General features: G+C 65.1%; 9 protein-coding genes and 1 pseudogene. 5 read left to right on the top strand and 5 right to left on the bottom strand.

Features of this window, described 5'->3' with window-relative positions:
• Nucleotides 1-202: 202 nt before the first annotated feature.
• The 5 genes from V9K91_RS08175 to dmeF form a co-directional block, all read right to left on the bottom strand.
• The gene (locus tag V9K91_RS08175) at nucleotides 203-1168 is read right to left on the bottom strand and encodes a hypothetical protein (RefSeq protein ID WP_336442980.1); all 966 of its coding nucleotides are present in this window, start codon (nucleotides 1166-1168) and stop codon (nucleotides 203-205) included.
• A complete protein-coding gene (locus V9K91_RS08170) occupies nucleotides 1165-2703 on the bottom strand; it encodes a hypothetical protein (RefSeq protein ID WP_336442979.1) in 1539 nt (512 codons plus the stop codon). Before V9K91_RS08170 ends, V9K91_RS08175 begins: the two co-directional genes overlap by 4 nt.
• Nucleotides 2704-3050: 347 nt before the next feature.
• Nucleotides 3051-3626: a hypothetical protein gene (locus tag V9K91_RS08165; RefSeq protein ID WP_336442978.1), complete on the bottom strand. Its 576-nt coding sequence runs from the start codon at nucleotides 3624-3626 to the stop codon at nucleotides 3051-3053.
• A gap of 751 nt (nucleotides 3627-4377) precedes the next feature.
• The gene (locus V9K91_RS08160; protein ID WP_102789238.1) at nucleotides 4378-4611 is read right to left on the bottom strand and encodes a hypothetical protein; all 234 of its coding nucleotides are present in this window, start codon (nucleotides 4609-4611) and stop codon (nucleotides 4378-4380) included.
• 887 nt (nucleotides 4612-5498) lie between these two features.
• Nucleotides 5499-6461 (bottom strand): CDF family Co(II)/Ni(II) efflux transporter DmeF, encoded by a 963-nt coding sequence (gene dmeF, locus V9K91_RS08155; protein ID WP_336442977.1) that lies wholly within the window; start codon nucleotides 6459-6461, stop codon nucleotides 5499-5501.
• A gap of 49 nt (nucleotides 6462-6510) precedes the next feature.
• On the opposite strand from dmeF, the gene V9K91_RS08150 reads away from it, so the two are divergent.
• The 5 genes and pseudogenes from V9K91_RS08150 to V9K91_RS08130 all read left to right on the top strand — a co-directional run bounded on the left by V9K91_RS08150 (nucleotide 6511) and on the right by V9K91_RS08130 (nucleotide 26094).
• Nucleotides 6511-6783, top strand: a complete 273-nt coding sequence (locus tag V9K91_RS08150) for a metal/formaldehyde-sensitive transcriptional repressor (RefSeq protein ID WP_336442976.1) — start codon at nucleotides 6511-6513, stop codon at nucleotides 6781-6783.
• Nucleotides 6784-7449: 666 nt separating this feature from the next.
• Nucleotides 7450-9066 (top strand): annotated as a pseudogene (locus V9K91_RS08145) (hypothetical protein); the annotation flags it as partial.
• Nucleotides 9067-9122: 56 nt separating this feature from the next.
• Nucleotides 9123-10445, top strand: coding sequence for an autotransporter outer membrane beta-barrel domain-containing protein (locus tag V9K91_RS08140; protein ID WP_336442975.1), 1323 nt, complete (start codon nucleotides 9123-9125; stop codon nucleotides 10443-10445).
• Nucleotides 10446-11218: 773 nt separating this feature from the next.
• The gene (locus tag V9K91_RS08135; protein ID WP_336442974.1) at nucleotides 11219-22411 is read left to right on the top strand and encodes an OmpA family protein; all 11193 of its coding nucleotides are present in this window, start codon (nucleotides 11219-11221) and stop codon (nucleotides 22409-22411) included.
• Complete coding sequence (locus V9K91_RS08130; RefSeq protein ID WP_336442973.1) at nucleotides 22408-26094, top strand: hypothetical protein; 3687 nt, start codon at nucleotides 22408-22410, stop codon at nucleotides 26092-26094. The genes V9K91_RS08135 and V9K91_RS08130 overlap by 4 nt, the downstream gene beginning before the upstream one ends.
• The last annotated feature ends 9 nt before the right edge of the window (nucleotides 26095-26103 follow it).

The raw sequence follows: 26103 nt of genomic DNA, 5'->3' as shown, positions 1-26103 counted from the left end.
CGCAATCGAAGTTCTGGCCTTTGCGGAGAGACAGAGCTGACGACACAAATCCTCGGTGTACCTTGGGCGAATGCCGAACGCACCATGTCCATCACTGCAGTAAAGGCTATTGAATCTCAGCGTCTGAACAACGAATCCGAACGGGGAAATGCCGGCACTCCACGCTGGCGGTAGGTGGGCTACAGTTCCGACCTCACTGTCGCTATCCATTGATGCCTCCATCTGCTGTGAAAGTCAGCGCTCCCGATTCGCCATCAAAGGCAGCAAGATCTGAGAAGGCGACCGACATTTCAATGTCACTAGACGTGACCTCCTTGAAGCCACTTTTGCAGATGACTCTGGTCGCCAAGTAGTACGCAATGAGGCGCATAGCCTTGAGAGGCCACTCATCTTGACTGGAGTGCCCGGCTGCGGCGCGACAGCTGCAACCGGCATTCCAAATCTGCTCACTGAAATGCCGTAAACGGAACTCCCCGTCGTAGAGCTCTGGTGCAAGGCTCCTGGGCAAGGTAACGCCGGCCCCGGCGCTAGCCTCTACCTCGTCCTCGAAGCGCTCCAAGAACGTCTCAACGTCCAGGGCCCCTCGAATTCCATGCAGGCGATGGTAGCGGGTCAAGAAGCGCCCACGGACCTGAGGTGTGACCGTGGTTCTATTGATCTCTTCGCGCCGGCTGGAAGTGTGATTGTCCTGAAACAAGAAGATGACAAAGAGCGAAATGCCCTTCTTCTCCAGCGCGTTGTCTATTGTAATGAAATGTTGAAAGGCGGCTTGCTCCAGCAAGTTTGCATCATCGGCGATGAAGAATAGCGATCCGCCGCCTGCAGCCCTGAGCATCAGATCAACGGTATTAACGATCCTCTCGATCTTTCGGTCAGCAGCCTGGTGGGAGATCACTTGTGAGCCGAGCTGTGAAATGAACCAGTCCAGGAATGCGGACTCTCCAGGACCAAGCACCCGGAGGTTTGCCTGCTTGGCCACGTACTTGCATTCTGTCCATTCAGTGTTGGCGCAGATGAACTGCGCGAGGGTACTTTTCCCAAACCGGGTCAGCGAATGAAATCCGATACCGCGGTAGTCAACCTCAAGTGCGGAGATGATCTTGGTCAGAGCATCTTCCATGCCGCGGGTCGGGATGATGGGCTCTCCTTTGTAGTTGAACGTGGTCATTGCTTCGGCCCCTTCCGACCCAAGTTGACCCGGCCGGTAATGGGTACGAACAAATCCTCTGCAGGTGCTCGCTGTTGGCCGATCTCGGCCAAAGGCAGTGTCGTTTCCTGAGCCACCAGTGCAGCCTCAGATGCCGCGTCTAGATCACGCCGGTGTCGCGTTGCTGCAAGCGCAGCGCCGTGCTCTGAGCTGAAGTTCCTTCTTACATGCTCCCTGTACGCGATGACCGCATCTTCTGCACCACTGATCTCGAAGCCATCCGTTCGGCTTCGGTGTTGGATTAACCGCCTAAGCGCAAGGCTATGCGGTGAGTTACCCCAGGGCCGGAGCGCCCTCAGGACTACGAACAGCTCTCCTGACGCGGTGTATAGATGCAAGAACCTTCCATCGTGGATGTCGACCTCTGCCGCGAACTTCTGGCCTAACAAGTCCCACCTGTTCTTCATTGATGCGGCTCGATATTTCGCGTGCCCAAAGCGCGCATAGGGCTGACGCCTCTTACGTCGATCGCCACGAATGGTTACGGTAAAATTGTGCTTCGAAAGTGATCGAGCCCGGTCCTCGTGATCCTTAGTGGCAAATAGCCATCCGCCAGACGCTACAAAAGACTGAAGTGCCTGCACTGGCGTGCGGTTCTGGAGTGGGTTGATCGGCGAGATGTTATAAGCCGAAATCGTGACATCCATGAGATCTTCGAGCGCAGTGGGCTGCAGTGGAAATTTCTCGAATTTGTAGCCATTTGTTTTGGTCGCGCCGGACAGCTCGCCCGCTGGCCGGAACCCGCCTGGCAGCTTTCTAATTACCGCTTCTTCCATCCGCTTGTTCCAAGCCTCGAGGTGACCACGCGTTTCAGGAATATGGCTATGCCCAAAGTGAATGACACCCATCAGCTCCGACGCCATTCGCAACCTATTGACCTTCAACTTGTGAGCCATCGCATTGTCGACACTCGTAATTGCCCCTGTTGCCACAAATCCAATGGCGGACATTGATCCGATGCACGCCCCTGGCTCATAGCTCATTGAGGGCGCAACGAGGTCACGAACGAACCATTCCCGTAAGCTATCTGCGCATGCCGCGTTGAATTCGGTCCCGTTGTAATTGGTGGAGTAGGAGAGCCTCCAGCTGCAGCAGAGCCTCAGGAGCGCGAAATAGCCGACTATCAACCAAGTCTTCAGGATCGTTTGGAAGAACGGGTTCCCGTCCGCGTCCTCGCCTTCAACATTGAAATTCGTGTCCAAAGAGTGTCCATCGAACTGCACCCAGTCACCCATCTGTAACGCAAACACTTCGTTCAGCTGGCTGGCTAGGGTTGCGTCCTCTATCGCGAAGCCATCATCTACAAACGGAGAGCCTTGACGCAGTCTTTTTAGGTACTGCAGGACGCTTCTCCTCGCACATGATTTGTCGTTAGCTGGATAACGATCTGCCGGAACCGACTTCTGCACAGTCTTCTTCAGTAGTTTGAAGAATCGATCAAACTTGGGGCTGCGCTCATTTCTCGAAGGCAGTGGGCCGGCGTAGCCTATGAGCATTTCTTCGAATTCCGGGAGCTTTCTCAGGAACGAATTGAATGCTCCCGGTCCCGCAGCGGCTGGAAATTCTGCGGGAAGGCGTTGGCTGGTATTTCTTACTCTGTATGGCAGGCAGGCGCGCCAACCCCACGGCCGCCCATCTGGGGACGTCTGCTGTGTGTTTCGCAGCGTCAATGCAAGCGTCTTGGCGTTCAGCCCGTGACGCTTCGCGACCGCAGCGATCGAGGAGCCTGCGACGACGGCATGAACTGCGTCAACGCGAGCCTGGTAGGACTTGAGTTGGTTTGAGGTCAGCCCTTGAGGACTAAGCAGATCCCAGGACAGTAGCTCCTCGCGACTAACCCCGCTCATTGGTTTGCTCCCAGCGTAACTGACGACGAGGTCCGAAGCCTCTCATTGAAGTTGATCGCCAGGTCCCCGCGATGTACCAGAAGACAGGTCGCACTGCGAATATCCCGCCAATCGAACGTCGGGCGCAGGCTCGTTTCGATTGCATGGAAAGAGCTGACGGGGTGCCTTCTCATGTGGGTCATCACTGCGTCAATGAAGACACTGATTCCTCGCGACCGTCTAGCTGCCTGCACATAAGGAAGCAGCTCAAGTCGCGTGGCATTGGCCACCCGTGCTGCAAGAATGGACTGCAACTTCCGGATTGCAAGGTCCAAACCCGCACGCTGTGAAGCTTCCATCAGTTCGGCGCAAAACTGCTGTTCGGCGCGGAGCGCCGGAACAGTGGCGGCGGCCTGTCTGCGGAATACGATGAAGCTTTCGGTGCCACACTTCCTGGAGATCCAGAAGCAGAGCTCAACATCTCGGCCACGCACCAGTAATGTTCTAGGGCGCTCAACGTAGGTTGCCACGCTTGGGTCAAACTCCAGATCCAGCGCCAAGGCCAAGCGGCACGGTTCCACGACAGCAACCATGCGTTGGTTATTCCTTGGTGACTGGTAGTAGTAGGCGTCCAGTCTGGTGGATTCAGAGGGCGTGAGTGGGCGAGCGGTGTACGCCTCCGTGCTAGACGAGGGCGGGGTGTCTGACGCGGTGCCTAGAAGGTGGGGAAGACTAGCCATGACGCCTCTCCCATTGAATCCGTAGCCAGCCACCCGCAAGGGGCGCGGTGGCCGGAGGAGCGGCAAGGGCATGGCACCGAGACTGAAAGGCGCGAGCTGCGCACATATCACTGCCGTCATGGTGACTGTTCGCGGCAGTCATCACGGGGTAGTGGCGAGTGATGTCGTGCAAAGTGGCGACTAGCCGGCTTCGGTAGCCACGCCAAGCGGCATCGGAAGTTTCGGTCGGGCGCAGGTTGTGGTGATTTACCCGGGCAGTGTCGAACGCTCCCGGGCAGGCTGCTCCTGAAGGCATGGTTTTCTCCGGATTAGGTGCACGGTGGCACCGCACCGCGAGAGACGGGGCGGGCCAGGGCGCAACCTTCCCGCGGGTCGGCATATGCCGGCCCATGCGAAGGCAACACCTGTCTGGCCGACCATCACTGGCGGCTTGACTTCGCGGAAGAAATGAAGGAGCCTAAACCCACGGATGTTTAGTGCTTCCTACCTCTCGCTCTTTCGAGAGGCCAATGCCCTCGTTGACGCGGGGGCATTTTCATTTCCAGGGTCAGAGAGGGCGGTTTCAGCTCATGCTCAGGGAGTCCTGGTGGGTTGGGGAATGCGGCTAACCGCCGGACGATGCCTTCGCAGAATCTACGAAGGCGGCAACATCGACAGTGTCGGCAAACCAGCCGCGGCGCTTGGGCAGCAGGAACATTTGGAAGGGCAGCGACCCGCGTGCGCGCGCCTTGGCCAACGACGCAGTGCTCTTGTAACCAAGGATCCTCGCGGTCTGTGCCGCAGACAGGACAGCGCCGAAGGTGCGCAGGTACTTCGTTTCGAGCGAGTCTTCGGACATCTGCCGTACTCAGTCGTGGTCTGGTCGCGCAAGGTCGCGCACTGACAACGACTCTACTCGTGCGTGCACCCTCCTGCAATATGGCTAAGATATTGATTGCAATGCAATTAATTGCGGGCAATTAGGCGTGGAAGCACTTTCAAATCGCATGGTTGGGAATGCGAAATTGCGCCGGTTGGGCTTTCAAAGCTTGAAAGTTTGCGGTTGAGTTCCTCGTGTCCTTAGCGACCGCTTGTGAGGAGCTAGGAGACACCCCGGTAGCGTTCGACTCCTGCGACGTTCCGAAAAGCGATCTCCCTTGAGGAGCGCCGCCCATGGACAGGGCATCCAGAGCCGGTGCTTAGCCGGAAGATCAAATCAGAAAGCATGATGCACTGGGAATCGCGGAGTAGAGGGCGGCGTAGAAGACGCAGTAGTCGAGCAGCACACTCGGACGCCGGGTTGTGAGGTGCTTTGGGCCGGAAGTTGTTCTCCGCCAAACGCGGGAGGAGGCATTCAGCTTCAGGATTAGGGTTCGTTATCGGGGTTAGGGCAGTGGTGCGCTTTGGGCGATAACCAGACTTCCGATGGAGAGGGTGATTAGGGATGGTTATCGGGGGCGGCAGAGGCCTGCCGCTAGCTGCTAGAACGTCCGTTAGTGGCCGAAATCGGACCTTGAACCGCACTGAAGATTGCGACCTTCCGGCGAACCGACGCAGTCATCATCTAATTGGTTACCGGAGCTGCCACTGCGCCAAGCATGCGCATACGCGCTGGAAGTTCGCGCTCTATCGCCGTGTGGCGAGAGGGCGTCAAATTCTTCCAGGAGCGAATCTCCTCGAGTGAGCGACCGCATCCTTCGCAGGGAGCACGTGCAGTGAAGGAGCAACGCTTGGTGCATGGGGTGATCATGATTCCCACCTGACTTCGATCGTGACATGGACCAGCTCTTCATGAATGCTGAGCGCATTTCTGAAATAGTCGGCAGAGACCGGTGACTTCGTCACCAGCGCGAGAATGCAGGCGTAGTGATTGCGGCCCACACGCCAGACGTGAATGTCCTCGATCTGTGCGGGGATCTGCGAATCGGCAATGACCTCCCGTACCTCATCGACAACGCCTGCGTCCATTTCCGCGTCCAGCAGCACCTTGCCAGAGTCTCGCAGCAGGCCGATCGCCCACACGGTGACAAGCACCGCGCCGGCAATACCCATGACCGGATCCAACCACGAAGCACCCCAGAGCTTGCCGCCAAATAGCGCGACGATGGCCAGCACAGAGGTGGCTGCGTCGGCCATGACATGGATGTAGGCAGAACGAAGGTTCAGGTCATGCGCATGGCCGCCATGATCATGACCGTGGCCGCGGTGTTCAACATGACCGTGCCCGTGATCATGTCCATGATCGTGGTTGTCCCGCAGCAGCCAGGCGCAGATCAGGTTCACGCACAGACCGACGAAGGCGATAATGATGGCCTGGTTGTAGTGGATATCGGTTGGCGCCAGAAGGCGGTTGACTGATTCGAACGCCATGATTGCAGCCACGCCCAGCAGCAGTATCGCGCTGGTGTAGCCGCCGAGCACCTCTACCTTCCACGTGCCAAAGGCAAAGCGCGGGTTGCTCGCATGCTTGCGTGCGAATGCATAGGCAAACGCCGAGAGGCCCAAAGCCAACGCATGTGAGCTCATGTGCCAGCCATCGGCCAGGACGGCCATTGAGTTGTACCACCAGCCCCCGATGATCTCTACGGCCATCATGACGGCCGTGAGCCAGAAAGCGCGGCGGGTGTTCAGTTCCGCAAGCGGGTCCCCGGTTCCGAACTGATGGGTGAGGGCCCGGGCGGAGTGGGCTACGCTGGTCACTTCATTCATAGGGTAGGGGGGTATGTTAGAGTACCCCGGTAGGGTATACTAGTTCCTCATGTCGCACATCCAAGCCAATCCAAAAAAGCTTCTTACCCGAGTCCGCCGCATCGGTGGGCAGGTCGCTGCGCTGGAGCAGAGTCTGGTGAACGGTGTTGAGTGCGTAGATGTGCTGACCCAGATCGCCGCCGCCCGGGGAGCCATGCACGGATTGATGCTTGAAGTGCTGAACGACCACCTTCGTGCGCACATCGCCGATGAACCGGATCAAGCTGCGCGTACCGCCGAGATCGAGGCCGTGACCCAGCTGATGAAGACCTACTTCAAGTAGTCAACCAATCCTATCCGGCTCCAAACTGGCCCAGGTTCATCCGTCCCTGACTTTGCCGTAGACCACGAGAGCGCTAATGGTCGCGGTCGAGCTATCGGACTGGTGCCTTTAATGATGCGTAGCCGTTTCGGGCTCGGCTTGTATGCCAGTGATGTCTGCTTTGGGCCGAAAGCGGACATCAGCAGGGGGTCCTAGAGAGTGGTGGGTCCATCCTGCGCCACATTGTCCAACCCTGTGTGCTTACCGTCTTAGGCGCACTTTAGTCAGTTCAGAATGGTTTCCGCGCCAGATCTCGCCGGAACAGCCGCCTGGGGATCGGTAGTTTTACTGGCTCCCCCTGCGTAGAACACCAGAGGCGGGCGGCCGGTGCATACCGCAGCATCGTGGCATTGTCCCAAAGCACTGGAACGGCCATGGCAGACGAAAGGCATCGTTCGCCCACGACGGTATCAGCTGAAACCGTGGGCCCCATACCGGGTAGCCAACGCAGTGGCGACCACGCAGGGTACGTTGACGCTGCTCAATGCCACGCTCACGCTGCATCCGGGTACCAGCTACGCTCCCACGCAGACCCTGGCCGTGGTGGCAGCCTTCGGCGGCGGCGTGGTCAATGTCGAGAACTCCATCATCGACATTCCCACCACGCTGGGGTACGGCCTGCAGGTCATGAACACGGATCCGGGCGGCGGCCTGCCGGGCCAGGCCGGTAGCTTCGCGCAGATAAATGCAGCAAATACTATCGTACGGATCGGCAGCGGCATCACAGGCACCGGGCGCACCTTCGGTGGCTTCGTGGCGGGCGAATCCGAGCTCAACGTCACCAACGGAACCTTCGAACTGGGCGACTACTCGACGGGCATCTACAACATCTTCAGTACTACCTACGCCTCGCCCGTGCTGGGTTCGCGAACGAACCTGACCGACACTTCGCTCACCCTGGGAAATCGCAGCGTAGGGTGGTGGGGCACTGGTGCACGCGCGCCGGCGCGACTGAGCGACACCCGCGGAAGATTCCTGGTAGGGGAGCAGAGCTGGGGCCTGTACATGACCACAGGCAGCTTTGCCACGTTGACGGACACGCAGGTCCAGACCGGCAGCAACAGCTACGGTGCGGCGCTGGTCCAGGGCGCCGAACTGACGCTGGCAGGTCAGGCGGCCATTACCGCTGCGGGAACGGGCTCGATCGGCATCGACAGCAACGCCAGTCGCGTGTTCTTCAACCCGGGCAGTTTGAAGGTGCTGGGCGGCAAGCAGGGGATCGTGGGCAGCAACGCGGCCAATTTCCTCCTGCGCAGTGGCGGCACCCTCGGCGTCCAGGGCCAAAGTGGGGAAGGCGCCATCTATCTCGATACGGGCTCGCAGTTTACGAGTGAAGCGAGCAGCGCCTTGAACGTGTCCTCTCCAACCGGTGGCGGCATCTTCGCTCTGGGTTCGCAGGCGCTACTGGCAGGCACCGTCAACGTGAGTGCGGGTCGGTCTGCCGTATATGTAAGGGACTCGCTAGGCCACGTGGCCTTGTCTGGCGGCGGAACACTCGCGAGCACGAACGAGGATACGGAAGGCGTGATTGCCGCCGAGGCTACGGGCTTGTTCGAAGGAAGCGGGTTGACGATCAGCGGTATCGGTGTTGAAAACTCGTGGGGTGCAGTGGGTCGCAACGGCGGCGAAGTCCGACTGGCTTCCAGTACGGTCAAGACCGTAGGCACTACGAGTTACGCTGTGGTAGCACAAGGGGGCACCGGCACCGGGCTGTGGCTGCATGTGGGCAATATCGAAAACTTCGAGCTGCTCGACGCCGTGGTGCCCGACCTGCCACCGGACCTGCCGCCGGATGATCCGTCCACGCCGCTGCCGACGGCCACGGCCTCGGCCGTGTTCGCGCTGCCGGCCGCGCAGACGCCGACCGTTGCCGACATCACGGCCACCCGGAGCACGCTCAATGGCGCGGCGCTGACCGATCCGGGCGCCGCGGCCAATCTCCTCCTGCAGGACTCGCTGTGGAACATGAGCGGCAGCTCCAACCTCACCACGCTGCAGAACACGCGCAGCCGGATCCTGTTCGCGCCGCCGGCGGGTGATCCGAGCGTGGCCGCCGGTTACAGAACGCTCACCGTGTCCGGGTATGGCGGCGATGGGACGCTGGTGCTCAACACCTGGCTGGCTGCCGACGATTCGCCTTCCGATCAGTTGGTGGTGTCCGGCGGCGCCAGCAGTGGGCCGGGGCAGCTGGAGATACACGCCAGCGGTGGCCTGGGCGATCTGACCCGGGCGGACGGCATCCGCGTGGTGCAGGCGTTTGTGCGACAAGCACGCCGGACAATTTCCGCCTGGCAGCGCCGGTGGTTGCCGGACCCTACGAATACTTCCTGTACCGCGGTGGCGCTGCGGCCGACGGCGGCGCGGACGTGGAGAACAGCTGGTTCCTGCGCACGGTCATCGACTGCGCCGCACCGGGCGCGCCCATCCCGCCATGCCCCCCCAATCTGCCGCCCGAGCCGCCGGCGCCGCCTACGCCACCGGTGCCACCCGTGCCTCCCGTGCCGCCGCCACCGGATCCGCCGACACCGCCAGCACCGCCGCCGCCCACACCGCCCGCGCCGGACCCGGATCCGCGGCTGCCTCCCGCCTACCGGCAGGAAGTGTCCCTGATCGCCGCTGCGCCGGCCATGGCGCAGGTGTATGGGCGCACGCTGATCGATACCCTGCACGAGCGGGTCGGCGACGAGCAGCTGCTGCGCCAGCGCGACGATCTGGATACCCAACGCAGGGGATTCAACGGCGCCTGGCTGCGGTACGTTGGCCACGATGGTGAGCACGACGGTGGCCGGCGCGGCATCTACGGCGACCGCGGCCCGGATTTCGACTACCGCTTCGACGCCCTGCAGATCGGTACCGACCTCTACCGCCACATCGATGCCGGCGACCTCAGCCGCCGCCATGCGGGGTTCTATCTGGCGTACGGGAAAGGCGAGGGCAACGTCCGCCACAACTACCTGGACTACCGCATCCACGCCGGCAATGACCGGTTCAAGGCGGGCTCGGTCGGGTTGTACTGGACCGCGTTCAGTGCCGAAGGCGCGTACCTGGATGCCGTGGGCCAGTACACCTGGTACGACATGCGGGTGCAGTCGCCGCGCAGCACCGAGAGCTTCTTGGACGCGACCGGCATGGCGCTGTCGCTCGAGGGCGGCTGGCCCTTCGTGCTCAATGACGGCGACGGCCTGACCATTGAAGACGGGCGCTGGCGGCTGGAGCCACAGGCCCAGGTGATCTGGCAGCAGATCGACGTCGACGACCTGCGCGAGGACACCCTGCAGGTGAGCTTCGAGGACGGCGATTCACTGGTAGGCCGGTTCGGCGCGCGCTTGAACCGCAATGGCCAACGCGAGAACCGCGCCGGCATGGTGCGCACCAGCAACGCCTGGCTGCGCGCGAACCTCTGGCACGAATTCCGCGGCGCACCCAGCGCCCGCTTCGCCACCAACAGCGGTTACGTGCCGTTCGCGGTGGATCTGGGGGGCAGCTGGGGCGAGGTTGGCCTGGGCGGCACATGGCAGGTCAGCGACACGGGCTATCTGTACGCCGACATCGACTACAACTGGAGCCTGGACGGTGACGAGACGGCGTGGAACGGAAAGCTCGGGATGCGCTGGAACTGGTAGGGCTTCATATATATCACCACGCGTAAGTTATATGCCGCTCATGCCCTTTTTTCCATCAATTCCCCGCGCGTAAATTCTCCTGACGATCCGTCACGGAGTGGTCCACGCAGACCGGCACGCTCCGCCGCACTGGAGTGCACGGCTTGAGGTCCACCTTGTAGCACGGCAAAGCCGCGCGAGGCTCGTCGAATCAGGGCTCATGCCCGTAGCCGACGATCTGATGGCGGACGTCTTTCACTCAGACCTAGTTGGTGAGACTCGTTCATTCGAGCCGGCACGTCTGGATCTCATCAACCCGACGTCGGAACCGGCATAGTGCAAGTCTTGGAAGCGTCCGCTACTGGCCGATAGCGGACGCTTGGCCGGCAGGCGTGCTGTAACGGGTCCAAGGCGTCGCCGTCGCAATCAGGGCGCGACAACCTCTCGTTGCTTGAACGTGCACACCGGATGTCGCGCGCGGCATGAGTGCATGGAAGCGTTCAGTACATTTACTGGGCGCGATGCAGTGTTTCCCCGGAAGGCTTGTAGGTATGGGAAGGTGGACACTGTTAGCGGGCGGTTCCGTCATGTTCGAGACTGCGGAACCCAGCTGTACGGGCTGCCGAAGCGGGGAAAGCTGCGTGACGAAGTGGAGCCGCGTTCACTGTCGGGGGAAGGATGGGGAGCGAGGCCGCGTCCGCCGCTCCACGTCCCCGCGGTGGCTCCTCCTGCTGGTACTGCTGGCGCTGAATGGTCCGCTGAGCGCGCAGACCATAGTCGAGAACGCCGCCAGCGTGCAGCTTCCCGCCGGCCAGACCGACGCCAACCCCGGCGACAACAGCGATTCGATCGATGTGCAGGTGTATGCGGCCACGATCGCCAAGTCAGGCAGCCCGGCTAGCGGCGTGCCGGTAGCGCCCAACGATACGATCGGCTTCACGCTTACCGTGACGGTGACAGGCACCGCCACCGCGGCCGACACCCTGTTCACCGATACGCTCAGCCCCGGGCTGACCCTGCTGCCGGGTTCGCTGCCCCCCGGGTGCAGCGGAAGCGGCCAGTCAGCGGTGTGCACGTTGCCGGCGGGCAGTGCGCCCGGCACCTACAGCTGGTCCTACCAGGCCACCGTGGATGCCGATGCCACCGGCACCGTCAGCAATACCGTCAGCGGTGGGCAGGGCTGCACCGCCGCCGCGACCTGCACGGTGTCCCACCCGGTCTACTTCGGCCTGGCGCTGGGCAAGACCTGGGAAAACGGCCTGGACGGCAACAGCTTGGACCTGGCCATCAGCGGCAGCGCCGATGAGGTGATCGTGCTGGCCGGTGGCAGTTCCACCCCAGGCGGCACCACCACCCAAGCGCGGGCCGCCGTTGCGCCGGGTGTGGCGGTGGACCTGGCCGAGATTTTCGTGGCCGGCGATCCCGCCGACTACACCACCGTGCTGAACTGCGCCAGCAACGATGGCGGCGGGGTGATCCCCGTCAGCGGGGCCGGCGCCAACGGCAGCATCGTCATGCCCACCGACAGCGGCGTGACCTGCGAGTTCGTCAACAGCCGCCTGCAGGCAACGCTGACCCTGACCAAGCAATGGGTGAACGCGCGCGTGGGCGAGACGGCCACGGTGCTGTCTGCCGGCTTCACCAACGATGCCAGCAGCGGCCTCTCCACCTCCACCGGCAACAACACCACGACTGGCGCGCCGGCCATCGTGTTCGCGGGCGACATCGGCAACCTGGGCGAGACACTGACCAATGCCGCCAACTACGATGCCACCCTGGCCTGCACCGGCAATGCCAACCCGCTGGCCGGGGTGACGCTCACCATCGCGCCGACCGACACGGCCATCAGCTGTACCCAGACCAATACCCGTCGCCAGGCCACGCTGGTACTCAGCAAGACGTGGGTGAATGGGCTGCCGGGCGATACCGCCACCGTGAGCAGCAGCGGCTTCGAGAATCCCGCCAGCAGCGGCCCGTCGACCTCGAGCGGCAACAACACCACGACCGGCACTGCGGTGGTCGTGTATGCCGGTGAGAGCGGCAGCATCACCGAAGTGCTGAGCAACGCCGCGAACTATGACAGCGCGCTGGCGTGTACCGGCAACGCGGTGCCGCTCAGCGGCACCACGCTGACCGTGGACCCGGCCGATACGGCCATCACCTGTACCCAGACCAACACGCGCCGCGAGGTGAACCTGACCCTGCGCAAGAGCTGGGTGGACGCGGCCGTGGGAGAAACGGTGGAACTGAGCGCGACCGGCAGCACCACCTCGCCGATCACGCTCACCTCGGTGGCCGACAGCGCCACCGAGACCGACACCGGCACCACGGTGCCGGTGTTCGTGGGCGAAACCATCACGCTGGCGGAAGCGTTCGCCGTACCCGGCAACGCCGCCAACTACACCAGTACGCTGGCCTGTACCGGCAGCACCGGGCTGAGTGGCAACACCCTGGTGGTGGGGCAGGGTGACAGCAACATCGTCTGCACCTACACCAACACCCGCCCGCAGGCCACGCTGCAGCTGGTCAAGGTCTGGGCAGCGGACAGCCGCAATGGCGACGTGGCCCAGCTCGGTGCGACCACCGGGCTGCAGAACAACACCAACGCGTTCACCGCCACCGCCTCGATTGGTGCCAACAGCACCACCGTGCCGGTGTTCGTCGGCGAACAGGCCACCCTGCCGGCCGAGACGATGGGCGGTGCGGCGCTGGCCAACTACGCCGTGGCGCTGAGCTGCAGCGGCGGCACCTTGGGTGGCACCGATGGCAAGGCGGCGAATACGCTGGACATCACCCCGGCCGACGCCGGCACGCCGATCATCTGCACGTACACCAACACCCGCACCGCGACCACGCTGACCCTGCAGAAGACCTGGCTCAACGCGCTGCCCAATGATGAGGTGACCATCGTCGCCACCGGCCTGGCGCCGCTGGCGTCCACCGCCACCGGCGGGGCCAGCCAGACCGATACCGGTGCGGCGCAGACCGTGCATGCGGGCGATGTCATCAGCCTGACCGAGTCGTTCGGCTCGGTCACCTCCAACCTGTACACCACCACCCTGTCGTGCACCAACACCAGCGGGCTGGTGGTGAACGATGCCACCACCGGCACGCTCACGGTGGGCCCGACCGATGGTCCGATGACGTGCACCTACGTCAATGACCGGCGCAGCGCCGAGCTGATCGTGCGGAAGGTCTGGAGCGGTGGCCCGCCCACCACGGTCACGATTCCCGCCAGCACCGGTTTCACCAACAACACCCCGGCCTTTACCTCGACCTCGCCAGGGCCGGACCAGGTCGGGCCGGTCACCGTATACGCGCTGGAGAACGGCGGCCTCGGCGCGGAAAGCTTCCCGGGCGGCAATGGCGGTGACTACACCAACAGCGTGAGCTGCGATGGCACCGACACCAATCCCGGCAATGGCCTGCTCATTGCCATCGCCGACGCCGGCACCACCATCACCTGCACCTACAGCAACACCTTCGTGCCGCGCGCCACGCTGGACCTGCAGAAGAACACCCCGGTCACCAGCGTCACCGCGCCTGGGCAGGTGGTGCCGTATACGATCACCGCCACCAACACCGGCAACGTGCCACTGACCGATGTGACCGTGGTCGATCCGCTGATTGCCGGCAACCTGGTCTGCACCCCGGCCATTCCCATCGCGTCGCTGGCCCCGGGCGCCACCGTCAGCTGCACGGGCAGCTATACCGTCACCCAGGGCGACATCGACCGCGTTGGCAGCGGCGACGGCATCAATGACGATGTCATCACCAACAGTGCCGATATCGAGGGCACCGATCCGGATGGCAACGCGGTGGTCGACACCAGCAGCGTCGACACCACCCTGCCTGCGCGCAGCTACGTGGCCGAGTTCACCAAGACCCCGAATCTGGCCGATGCCAATGGCAGCGGCACCGGCAGCGTGGGCGAAGTGATCAGCTACAACTTCACGGTCACCAATGCCGGCAACACCACCATCCAGAGCGTAACCATCGCCGATCCGGCGCTGCCGGGGCTAAGCTGCCCGCCCGGAGGCCCGCTGGCACCGGGTGAGTCGGTCACGTTCGGTACCGCGCCGCCGGCGGACATCGCCTGCACCGGCAATACCCACACCATCACCCAGGCCGACATCGACGACCGCGGCGGCGGCGATGGCGATATCGACAACGACGCCACGGCCACGGCGGTGGCGCCCGGCGGTGGCAGCGTGGATGGCAATGCCACCTCCAGCGTGCCGCTGGATCCGCCGGCGCCGCAGCTGGTGCTGGACAAGACCGCCAGTCCCACCCAGGTCAGCGCGGCGGGCGAGGTGATCACCTATGCCTTCAGCGTCAGCAACCCGGGCAACGTCACCCTGACCAACATCAGCGTGATCGATCCGAAGGCCGGGCTGAGCGCGATCACCTGCACGCCGCCGGCCCCGTTCAGTCTGGCGCCTGGCGCCACCGCGACCTGCACGGCGACCTATACCGTCACCCAGGCCGACATCGATGGCGGCAACGCGATCACCAACCTGGCCACGGCCGCCGGCGACTACGACGGCACGCCGATCACCGATACCGACGGCAGCGCGGTGATCATCAACCACGGCACGGTGTCGCCGGAGCTCATCAAGATTCCCAGCCGCACCTCGGTCAGCGCGGTGGGCGACCAGATCAGCTACACCTTCCGGGTCAACAATCCGTCCAGCGTCACCCTGACCAACCTGCAGATCACCGACGACACGCTGCTGGGTACCGGCCTGTCGTGCACGCCCATCGCCACTCTGGCACCCGGCGGCAGCGCCGACTTCAGCTGCACCGGCAACACCTACACCGTGCAGCAGTCGGACATCGACAACCAGGGCAATCCGGTCAACGACACCCAGGTGATTCACAACGACGTCACCGGCACGGCCCAGTACCAGATCGGGGCAGGGCCGGTGATCACGGTCACCGACGTGGCCAGCGCCGATGTCGCGCTGCCACAGCGCACGCCCGCGATCTTCCTGACCAAGGGCTCGGATGTGGCTTCGGTGAGCGGGCCCAACCAGCCGATCACCTACACGTTCTCGGTGCAGAACACCGGCAACGTGACGCTGTTCAACCTGGTCCTGACCGACCCGATGCTGCCGTCGTTGTCGTGCCCGCCGGTGTCCAGCCTGGCACCGGGTGCGCTGGTGGTGTTCAGCGGCTGCACCGGCATCGTCTACACGGTGACCCAGGCCGACATCGACAGCGGCAGTACCGACAGCCTGCCGGGCAATGGCCAGATCGACAACGTGGCCACGGTGGTGGCCGACACCCCGGTGGCCGGCGCCACCGTCACCGATACCGGCGAGCACCAGGTCAACCTGCCGGTGCGCGGCCCGCAGATGACCATCGTCAAGAGCGCCGACGTCGCGACCATCACCGCGCCGGGCACGCTCAACTACCGCTTCACGGTCAGCAACACCGGCAACGTGACGCTCGAAGACGTCACCGTGAGTGATCCGACGCTGGGCCTGGCCTGCCCGAGCGTCGACCTCGCACCCGGGCAGACGGTGGTGTTCGGTGGCGCTGGCGCGGACGTGGCCTGCACCGGCACCACCCGCGCGGTGACCCAGGCGGACGTGGACACGTTGAACGTGGTCAGCAACGTGGCGACGGCCACGGGGACTTCGCAGGCCGCCGGCACGATCAGCCGCAGCGGCGCACTGGACATTCCGGTGGCGCGCAGCCCGGCACTGGGCTTCACCAAGACCGCGGATGTCACCCAGGTGCTCAACCCCGGCGATGCCATCGTCTACACGCTCACCGCCACCAACAACGGCAATACCACGCTGACCAACGTGAGTGTCAGCGACCCGATGCTGCCGGCGCTGTCCTGCACCCCGGCCATCCCGGTCGCTGCACTGGCACCGGCTGCCACCGTCGTCTGCCAGGGCACCTACATCACCACCCAGGCCGACTTCGACACCAACGGCGGTGGTGACCAGACAATCGACAACACCGCCACGGCCAGCAGCGATGGGACCAGCACCACGGCCAGCGCGCAGGTCACCCTGCCGTTGCCGCAGCAGTCGCTTGAGATCGACAAGACCGCCGGCACCCCCACCCTCAACCTGGGCCTGGACCCGGCGGTGACCGACGCCGGCGACACCATCACCTACACCTTCGTGGTGACCAATACCGGCAACCAGAGCCTGTCCGCGCTGGCGGTCATCGACACCAACCTCAATGCGGCCGCAACCTGCGACAAGACCACGCTGACCGCCAGCGGGCCGGATGCGGTGGCTACCTGTACCGGCGTGCATACCATCACCCAGGCCGAGATGGACAACGGCACCGTCACCAACACCGCCACGGCCGAAGGCACGCCGCCGGGAAGCGCGCGTGTGAGTTCCTCGCCGGATTCGGTGGTGGTCACGCTGGCACCGCAGCCGGTGCTGGTGCTGGACAAGACGGCGGGCGCGCCGACCGCGTCCGGTGGCGCGCTGCCCACGGTGACCGACGCCGGCGACACCATCAGCTACAGCTTCGTGGTCACCAATGCCGGCAACGTCACCCTCGACAACATCACTGTGGCCGATCCGCTGCCGGGCATGCCGGCAATCAGCTGCCCGCCGGGGCAGCTGGCGCCGGGGGCAAGCCGCACCTGTTCAACGGTGGTGTACACGCTCACCCAGGGCAACCTGGATGCCGGGGCGGTAACCAATACCGCCGCCGGGCAGGGCGCGCCGCCCTCCGGGCCCAATGCCACGGGGGATGACAGCACCACCACGCCGCTGACTGCAGGGCCAGCGCTGAGCCTGGCCAAGACCGCGAACCCGACCACCTACGCCAGCGTCGGCCAGTCCATCAGCTACAGCTACGCGGTGACCAACACCGGCAACGTCACCCTCAACACCCTGGCGCTGACCGACGACCGCATCGCCAGCGTCAGCTGCCCGGTCACCACCCTGGCGCCGGGCGCGGGCACCACCTGCACCGGCACCTATCAGATCACCCAGGCCGACCTGGATGCCGGCAGCGTGACCAACACCGCCAGCGCCAGCGTGGTGCCGGCGCAGGGCAGTGTAGCCCCGGCCACCGCGCAGGCCACCATCACGGCCGTGCAGAACCGTGCGCTCGCGCTGGTCAAGAGCAGCACCGCCACCGGCTTCAACGCAGTGGGCACCGTACTGCCCTACAGCTACCTGGTCACCAATACCGGCAACATCACCCTGACCGACCCGGTGACCATCAGTGACGACCGCATCGCTTCGGTCAGTTGCCCCGCGCTGCCGGCCGGCGGGCTCGCCCCGGGTACCAGCGTGACCTGCACAGGCACCTACACCGTGACCCAGGCCGACCTGGATACCGGCAGCGTGACCAACATCGCCACGGCGCAGTCCGGTGCGACCAGCTCCGCGCCATCCACGGTCACCATCACCGGCACCCAGCAGCCGGGACTGGGGCTGGACAAGACCACCACCACCAGCAGCTACGACAGCGTGGGCGACACGCTGGCCTACAGCTACCGCGTCACCAACACCGGCAACGTGACCCTCACCGCTGCGGTGGTGGTCACCGACGACCGCATCGTTGCGCCCAACGCGGTGGCGTGCCCGGCACTGCCGGTGGGTGGGCTGGCACCGGGCGGGGAGCTGGTCTGTACGGCCACCTACAGCGTCACCCAGGCCGATCTCGATGCAGGCAGCGTGACCAACACCGCCACGGCGACCTCCGGCAGCACCACGTCGGGGCCGGATTCGGTGACGGTCAGTGGGGTGCAGAATCCCGCCTTGAGCATGGCCAAGGTGGTCAGCAATGCGCCCAACCCGGTGGTGCTCGGCAGCGTGCTGGAATACACGGTTACCGGTACCAACAGTGGCAACACCACCCTGACCAACGTGGTGATCAGCGACAGCAGGATCACCCCGTCCAGCACGACCTGCGCCAGCGTGGCTCCTGCCGGCACCTGCGTGCTGGTAGGCACCTACACCGTGACCCAGGCCGACGTCGATGCCGGCCAGGTGCTCAACATCGGCAGCGGCATCTCCGACACCACGCCGCTGACCCCGTCGCCGCCGACGATCACCCCGGTGCAGCAGCTGCGCGGGCTCACCCTCGACAAGGCCAGCAGTACCGCCACCTATACCGCTGTGGGCGATGTGCTGGCTTACACCTACCTGGTCACCAACAGCGGCACCGTCACCGTCACCAGCCCGATCTCCGTGGCTGACGACCGCATCGTCGCGCCCGGCACCGTGAGCTGCCCGGCACTGCCTGCCGGTGGTCTTGCCCCGGGTGCCAGCCTGACCTGCACCGCCAGCTACGCCGTCACCCAGGCCGACCTCAACCAGGGCAGCGTGACCAACACCGCCACCGCCACGGACGGCACCAGCACGTCCGCACCCGACAGTGTGACCATCAACGCCACCCAGCTGCCGTCAATCACCCTGGACAAGACCGCCAGCGTGGCCGACAGCAATGGCGACGGCATCACCGGCGATGCCGGCGACGTGATCAGCTATGCGTTCAGCGTGACCAACACCGGCAACGTGCTGCTCGCGCCGGTGACCGTGGTCGATCCGCGCCTGCCGGGGCTGGGCTGCACCGTGCTGCTGCTGCCACCGGGCACCACCACCGCATGCACAGCCAGCAACAACGCCTACACGGTCACCTTCGCCGACGAAACGGCCACCACCGTGGTCAATACGGCAACGGCCACCGGCGATGCGCCGGGCAGCGCACCCGACGCCACCGCGACCGACACCGAAACCACGCCCACGGCCATCACCCCGGCCGCGATCACCGTCAACAAGAGCGCCCAACCTGCATCGGGCACGCAGGTGGCGCCGGGCGATGTGGTGCAGTTCACGCTCACCACCACCGTCGCCAACAACGAACTGCACGAGCCGCTCACGCTGACCGACACCCTGGGCGATGGCTTCAGCTTCGTGGCCGTCACCAGCCCCGGTGCCTACACCTGCAATGCCGCCAATCCGCTGGTGTGCACGCTGCCGGTGGGTACCGCTGCGGGTACCTACGCGGTCGTGTACACCGCAACCGTGGATGCCGACGCCACCGGCACGTTGCGCAATGCCGTGGTGCCGGGCAAACCGGCCGGCATCGATCCGGCGCCGGTCTGCCAGAGCTGCAGCACCGAACATCCGGTGGTGCCGTCCACCGCGACGGTGAGAAAGAGTGCCACCCCGCCCAGCGGCAGTTTCGTGCAGCAGCGCCAGGCCATCACCTATACCGTCACCACGGTGATCGCGGGCTCGGCCACGACCCAGCCGGTGATCCTCACCGACCAGCTGGACGCAGGGCTGGGCCAGGTCAGCTTGGTCGCCGCCGGGGCCTACACCTGCAGCGGCAACCTGGCCTGCATCCTGCCCACCGGCACGCTGCCGGGCAGCTATCCGCTGGTGTACACCGCGACCGTTGCCGCCGACGCCAGCGGCACGCTGCACAACGTGGTCAGCGCGACCAATCTGCCCGGTGGCGATCCCGATCCCACCTGCGTGCAGTGCAGCACCGAGCACATTGTCGAACAGCCCGCACTGGAAACCGCCAAGCGGCTGAGCGGCAATACCGATCCCGCCGGCGACGTGGCTACCGGCGATACGCTCACCTACAGCGTCACTGCCACCAACACCGGCAACGTGGCGCTGAGCGATGTCACCATCGACGACCCGCTGATCACGCCCAACCGCATTGTCTGCGCCAGTGTGGCGCCCGGCGGCGAGTGCACGTTGACCGGCACCTATGTGGTGACCCAGGCCGATACCGATGCCGGCACCGTCGACAATATCGCCACCATCACCGCGCAACCTGGCCCCGGCGGCAGCCCGCTGCCCCCGGCGGTGTGCCCGCCGGGCTCGGCCGATGCGCGCTGCCGCCCGGTGCTGAACCTGCCGATCGTGCGCCGGCCGGCGCTGGCCACCACCAAGACCGCCACGCTCAGCGTGGACCGCGGTACCACGGGCAAGGGCAATGCCGACGACGTGGTGACCTATGCGGTGACCGCCACCAACATCGGCAACGTGACCCTGGACCAGCTGGTGATCCAGGACACCCTGCAGGGCGGCACGCCGACGCTGCTCAGTTGCGCACCCACCCAGCTCGCGCCGGGGCAGAGCGCTGCCTGTGCCAGCTACGACCACACCATCACCGAAGCCGATGCCGGCGTGGAGGGTGGCCAGTTGAACAACACCGTGCTCGCCACCGGCCAGCCCACCGGGGCCGGGCTGGCCAGCGCCACCGCCACCGCAGCAGCCGTCATCGCCGTGGAAAACGCGCCGGCCGATATCCGGCTGGGCAAGGTCGCCAACGTGCGCGAAGTGAAGGTGGGCGATCTGGTGCGCTACACCCTGACCGCGCAGAACGTGGGCGATATCGATCTGGTGGATGGCTATCTGATCGATACCCCGGCGCCAGGCTTCACTTACGTGGAGGGGTCGCTGCAGGGCGATGATGACGATCATTCCGTCACCGCGAGCGGTAGCGCGCCGCTGCGCATCAACGACCTCGACATCGCCGCCGGCAATACCGCGCGCATTTCCTACCTGATGCGGGTTGGCGCGGGTGTGCGGCCGGGCACGCTGATCAACCGGGCGCAGACCTTCGCGCCCACCGACAAGGCCGCCTCCAACGTGGCCACCGCCGAAGTGGTGACCGGCAGCGACCCGCTGCTGGACGACAGCCTCATCATCGGCAGCGTGTTCGATGACCGCGACGGCGACGGCTGGCAGGACAGCGCCGCGTTGACCGGCCTCAAGGCACAGGGTGGCTTCGCCGCCGAGGCCTACATCGCCGGGTCGACCACCATCGACCGCGGCAACGGCCCGCAGCCGGTGGCCGACGCCAGCGCGCCGCTGCTGCATGGGCTTGCCCTGGGCGAGCTGGGCGGACGCAGCAGCGAGGCCGCACCGGCAGGAACGATCGTGGTCCGCCAGCGGCTGCGCGAGCCGCGCTTCACCGACGATTTCGTGCTGACCAGCCGGCAGGGCGTCAGCGTGCACCTGGCGGCCGACGGCAGCACCCGCCAGCAACGTGAGGGCGATGCCGCCAAGGGCCTCACCGCGGCCCAGCCGAGCGTGAGCCGCAAGGTGATGCCGGGCGAGGGCGGCTACGTGGTCGATTACGTGATCGCCAACGCCGGCATCGACGAGAGCGGCATTCCCGGCGTACGGATCGGCTCGGTGGAAGGGCTGTTGATGGAGACCGACCAGTTCGGGCGCTACCACCTTGTCGGCGTGTCCGGCGGTGGCCTGGCGCGCGGCCGCAACTTCATCCTGAAGGTGGACGCGGCCACCCTGCCGGCCGGTACCACCTTCGTGACCCGCAATCCGCTGCTGCGCCGGATCACGCCCGGAGTGCCGGCCCGCTTCGATTTCGCGGTCAGCCTGCCGGCCACCGTGCTGGAAGAGCAGCGCGAGGTGGAAATGGTGCTGGGCGAAGTTGTTTTCGCGCCGGACAGCGCCCGCATCGGTGAACGCTACCAGCCGGTGATCGAAAAGATGGCCGAGCAGGCGCGCGGGCAGGGCGAAGGCGAGATTGTGATCGCCGCCAACGGTGGCAGCGAGGCGCTGGCGCTGGATCGGGCCAACGCCGTGCGCAACGCCCTGGTGAGCGCGCTGGGCGGCGACGGCGCGGCCATCCGCGTACTCGCGCGCGCCGACGTGGTCGACCCGGCCTCGTTGCTGGTCGGGGTCGACCAGGGCGGCGCACTGGTCGGCACGGTGCTGTTCGATACCGACAGCGTGGTGATCCGCCCGGCCATGCAGCCGCTGCTGGATCGCATCGCGCAGCAGCTTGAACAGCGCGGCGGCGGGCGCGTCCTGATTGTCGGCCATGCCGATGTGCGCGGTGCGTCCGCGTACAACGTGCAGCTTGGCCTGCGCCGCGCCGAAGCGGTCTACGCCGCACTCCGCGCGCACCTGAGCCCCGGTGTGCGTGACAAGGTCCAGGTCGACAGCAGTGCCGATCCTGCCGCACCGCTGGATGCGCGCCCGGGCGTGGGAGAGACACGATGAAGCCGCACCTGCTCAGCGGCGCGCTCGCCACCCTGATCGCCGGCATGGCGGGCAGCGCGCATGCGCAGCCGGCACAGGTTCCGCCGCCCGTGCCGGTGCAGACCCCGCCGGTCAGCTGCGGTGAGCAGGACTGCCATGAAGGCGAGGACCTGCTGCTGCGTATCCGCACGCGCGGCAAGACCGAGCCGGTCACTGAAGGTACCAACGCGCAGTCCGGTGCCGCCGCCCTGCAGCCGGACCGCCGCGTCACGATCTCGGCGCCGCCGCCCGGGCGTGCCGTAGCGACCGGGCGCTTCAATATCCGCCTGCCCAGTGGCGGCGTGCTCTGGGCCACCGAGGACCCCAACCTGGGCCAGTCCGAACTCTCGGCCTCGGCCCCGTCGCTGGTCGCCTTCGAAGACGGGCGCATCCAGAAGCCGGTCCCGTTCTATGTGCGCGGCAACTACGGCGACTTCATCGAGCGCATGGAGATCCTGGTCTACCGCGCCACCGACGTGGACCTGATCGCGCCGCTGGCGCACATCCCCGTAGAGGTATCGGCGGTCAGCCAGGTGGAGTGGGATGGCACGTTGCCCGCCGGGGAACCGTTCCGCGCAGGCGATGAACTGCTGTATGTGGTGCGCGCCTACGGCCACAACGGCATCTTCGACGAGACCGTGGCGCAACGCCTGCAGCTGGTGCGCCCGATTGAGGCCGACAGCCAGCTGCGGGGACTGCGCAGCCAGGTGGAACGCAGCCAAGGCACCTCGCTGGGCGTGGACCAGGCCCTGCAGCAGAGCCTGATCGACACGGCCTTCGCCGCCAATGGCCTGCGCCTGCAGAACATTCCCATCTACGGTTCGCGCATCCGCATCACCGGGCGCGACATTCCCGAGTCCACCTCGCTCACCATCAATGGCGCTTCGTACCCGGTGGACATGGAGCGCAAGTTCGTCGCCGAATACCTGGTCCCGGTCGGCCTGCACCGCTTCGACATCGCCGTGCGCGGTGGCCGCGGTGGGGTGGAGCAACAGCACACCCTGGAAGTGGATGTGACAGGCAAGTACTTCTACGGCATCGGCCTGGCCGATGTGACCATCGCCCAGAACAACGTCAGCAGCGCCACCGCACCGTTCGCGGTGGACGAGCGCTACAGTGACGACGTGATCAGCGACGGCCGGCTGGCGTTCTATGCCAAGGGCAAGGCGCGCGGCAAGTATCTGGTGACTGCCCAGGCCGACACCACCGAACAGGATATCGAGCACCTGTTCGACGGCTTCACCGAGGCGTGGCCACAGGACATCTTCCGCCGGCTGGACCCGGACCTGTACTACCCGACCTACGGCGACGATTCCACCACCTACCGCGACGTGGACAGCATGGGCCGCTTCTACGTCCGGGTGGACTGGGACAAGAACCAGGCGCTGTGGGGCAACTTCGCCACCGGCATCACCGGCACCGAATACGCCCAGTACGTGCGCTCGCTGTACGGTGGCGCGCTGAGCTGGCGCTCACAGGCGATCAACCCCTGGGGCGACCCGCGCAGCACGCTGCGCCTGTTCGGTGCGCAGGAGCAGACCGCGCCGGGCCACAACGAATTCATCGGCACCGGCGGCAGCCTGTACTACCTGCGCAACACCGACATCCTGCCCGGTTCGGACCAGGTGGTGCTGGAGATCCGCGACCGCACCACCGGTCGGGTGGAAAAGCGCATCACCCTGCAGCGCGGCACCGATTATGAGATCGACGAGATGCAGGGCCGGCTGCTGCTGACCCGGCCACTGAGCCAGGTCACCCGCGAGAACATGCCCACGCTCACCCGCGATTCGCCGCTCGACGGCTACCAGCAGCACCTGCTGGTCGATTACGAATGGCTGCCGTCCGGCTTCGATGACGGCGAACTCACCGCCGGCGTACGCGGCAAGCAGTGGCTCGGCGACCACGTCGGCGTGGGCGTCACCTACGTGGACGAGAATCGTGACGGCCAGGACTATTCGCTGGCCGCAGGCGACCTGACCCTGCAGGCAGGCAAGGGCACCTTCCTGAAGCTGGAGTACGCGCACACCGAATCGTTCGGGGTACCGTCGTTCTTCTCCGATAATGGCGGCTTCACCTTCATCCGCAGCAACAGCACCGATCCGCATCGCGAGGGCGACGCCAAGGCCGTGGAAGCCCGCGCCAACCTGCGCGAGCTGGGCTGGACCACGCTGGACTGGAGTGCCGGCGGCTGGTGGCGCGAAACCGATCCGGGCTTCTCCATCGCCCGCCACGATACGGGGCTGCCGGTCACCGAGTATGGCGCCGAGGTGCTGGGACGGTTGACCCGCGAGCTGGGCCTGTATGCGCGCTACAGCAAGGCTGAAAGTGGCTATGAGCAGTTCACCCAGGCCCAGGCGACACTGGAATGGCGCCCGGATGACTGGAACACGCTTAGCGCCGAACTGCGCCGGGTGGAGGAGGGCAGCACCAACGACCCTGCCGCCGGCCTGCTGGGTGCGGTGAAGTACAGCCACCGGTTCGGTACCGCGCTGGAGCTGTATGGTCTGGTGCAGGGCACCCTCGACGATGACGGCGGGCGCTACGCGGACAACAACGCGGTGGCCATCGGCGGCGATTACCTGTTGGATGACCGTGCGAGCGTGGGCGCGGAAGTCAGCACCGGTGACCGCGGCGATTCGGCCACGGTGGACGCCGAGTACAAGCTCGACAGCGACCATTCGCTGTACGGCGCCTACACCTATTCCACCGACACCACGCAGTACGAATCGCTGTTCAACCCCACCCGCCAGAACGGCTGGTCGCTGGGCCAGCGCTGGCGCCTGTCCAGCCGCGCCAACCTGTTCAACGAAAGCCAGTTCCTGAAAGAGCCGGAACAATCCGGGCTGGCGCATACGATGGGCATGGATTTCTATCCGGCCCAGGGCTGGAACCTCGGCTTCACCCTGCAGTCGGGTGACCTGGATACGGTCGACGGCGGCCACGTGGACCGCAGCGCCGTCAGCGTCAGCGGTGGGCGCACCTCGGCCGACACCGACTGGCGCAGCAAGATCGAATGGCGCAAGGACATCGGCAGCGAGCGCCGCGAACAGTGGGTCACCACCAACCGGCTCACCCACCGCTTCAACGACAGCTGGCGCATTGCCGGGCGGCTGAACTACTCGCGCACCACCGATGAACTGAACGCGCTGGCCGGCGCCCGGTTCTGGGAAGCCAACATCGGCTTCGCCTACCGCCCGTGGAACAGTCAGCGCTGGGCGCTGTTCGGCCGTTACACCTATCTCTACGACCTGGCCACCGAGGCGCAGCTGGGCGGCGCCGACCAGGACCAGAAGACCCGCATCCTCTCGTTCGAGGGTGTCTACAAGCACGACACCCAGTGGGAATTCGGCGCCAAGCTGGCCCGCCGCGAAGGCGAGGTGCGGCTGGGCCGCGGCAGCGGACCGTGGTTCGATTCGGCCACCACGCTCAGCGTGCTGCAGACGCGCTATCAACTGCACCAGAAGTGGTATGCGCTGGGCGAGTACCGCTGGCTGGACGTCGATGAAGGCGGCACCCAGTCCGGCTTCCTGGTCGGCGTGGACCGTGACATCGGCGCGAACTTCCGGCTGGGCGTGGGCTACAACTTCACCCGGTTCAGCGACGACCTGACCGACTTCGATGACGACCATGAGGGCTGGTTCCTGAACATGGTCGGCACTTACTGAGGACGCATG

It is taken from the genome of Stenotrophomonas sp. CCNWLW57 (genome assembly GCF_037203925.1).
GTDB classification, from domain to species: domain Bacteria; phylum Pseudomonadota; class Gammaproteobacteria; order Xanthomonadales; family Xanthomonadaceae; genus Stenotrophomonas; species Stenotrophomonas rhizophila_A.
Note: the sequence above shows the minus strand (reverse complement) of the source record. Positions and strands in the feature narration are given on the sequence as shown.

Excerpts from the sequence above, each read along its gene's own strand:
- V9K91_RS08175 (WP_336442980.1), bottom strand. The coding sequence starts at position 1,168 with ATGACCACGTTCAACTACAAAGGAGAGCCCATCATCCCGACCCGCGGC.
- V9K91_RS08170 (WP_336442979.1), bottom strand. The coding sequence starts at position 2,703 with ATGCTCATAGGCTACGCCGGCCCACTGCCTTCGAGAAATGAGCGCAGC.
- V9K91_RS08165 (WP_336442978.1), bottom strand. The coding sequence starts at position 3,626 with ATGGTTGCTGTCGTGGAACCGTGCCGCTTGGCCTTGGCGCTGGATCTG.
- V9K91_RS08160 (WP_102789238.1), bottom strand. The coding sequence starts at position 4,611 with ATGTCCGAAGACTCGCTCGAAACGAAGTACCTGCGCACCTTCGGCGCT.
- dmeF (WP_336442977.1), bottom strand. The coding sequence starts at position 6,461 with ATGAATGAAGTGACCAGCGTAGCCCACTCCGCCCGGGCCCTCACCCAT.
- V9K91_RS08150 (WP_336442976.1), top strand. The coding sequence starts at position 6,511 with ATGTCGCACATCCAAGCCAATCCAAAAAAGCTTCTTACCCGAGTCCGC.
- V9K91_RS08130 (WP_336442973.1), top strand. The coding sequence starts at position 22,408 with ATGAAGCCGCACCTGCTCAGCGGCGCGCTCGCCACCCTGATCGCCGGC.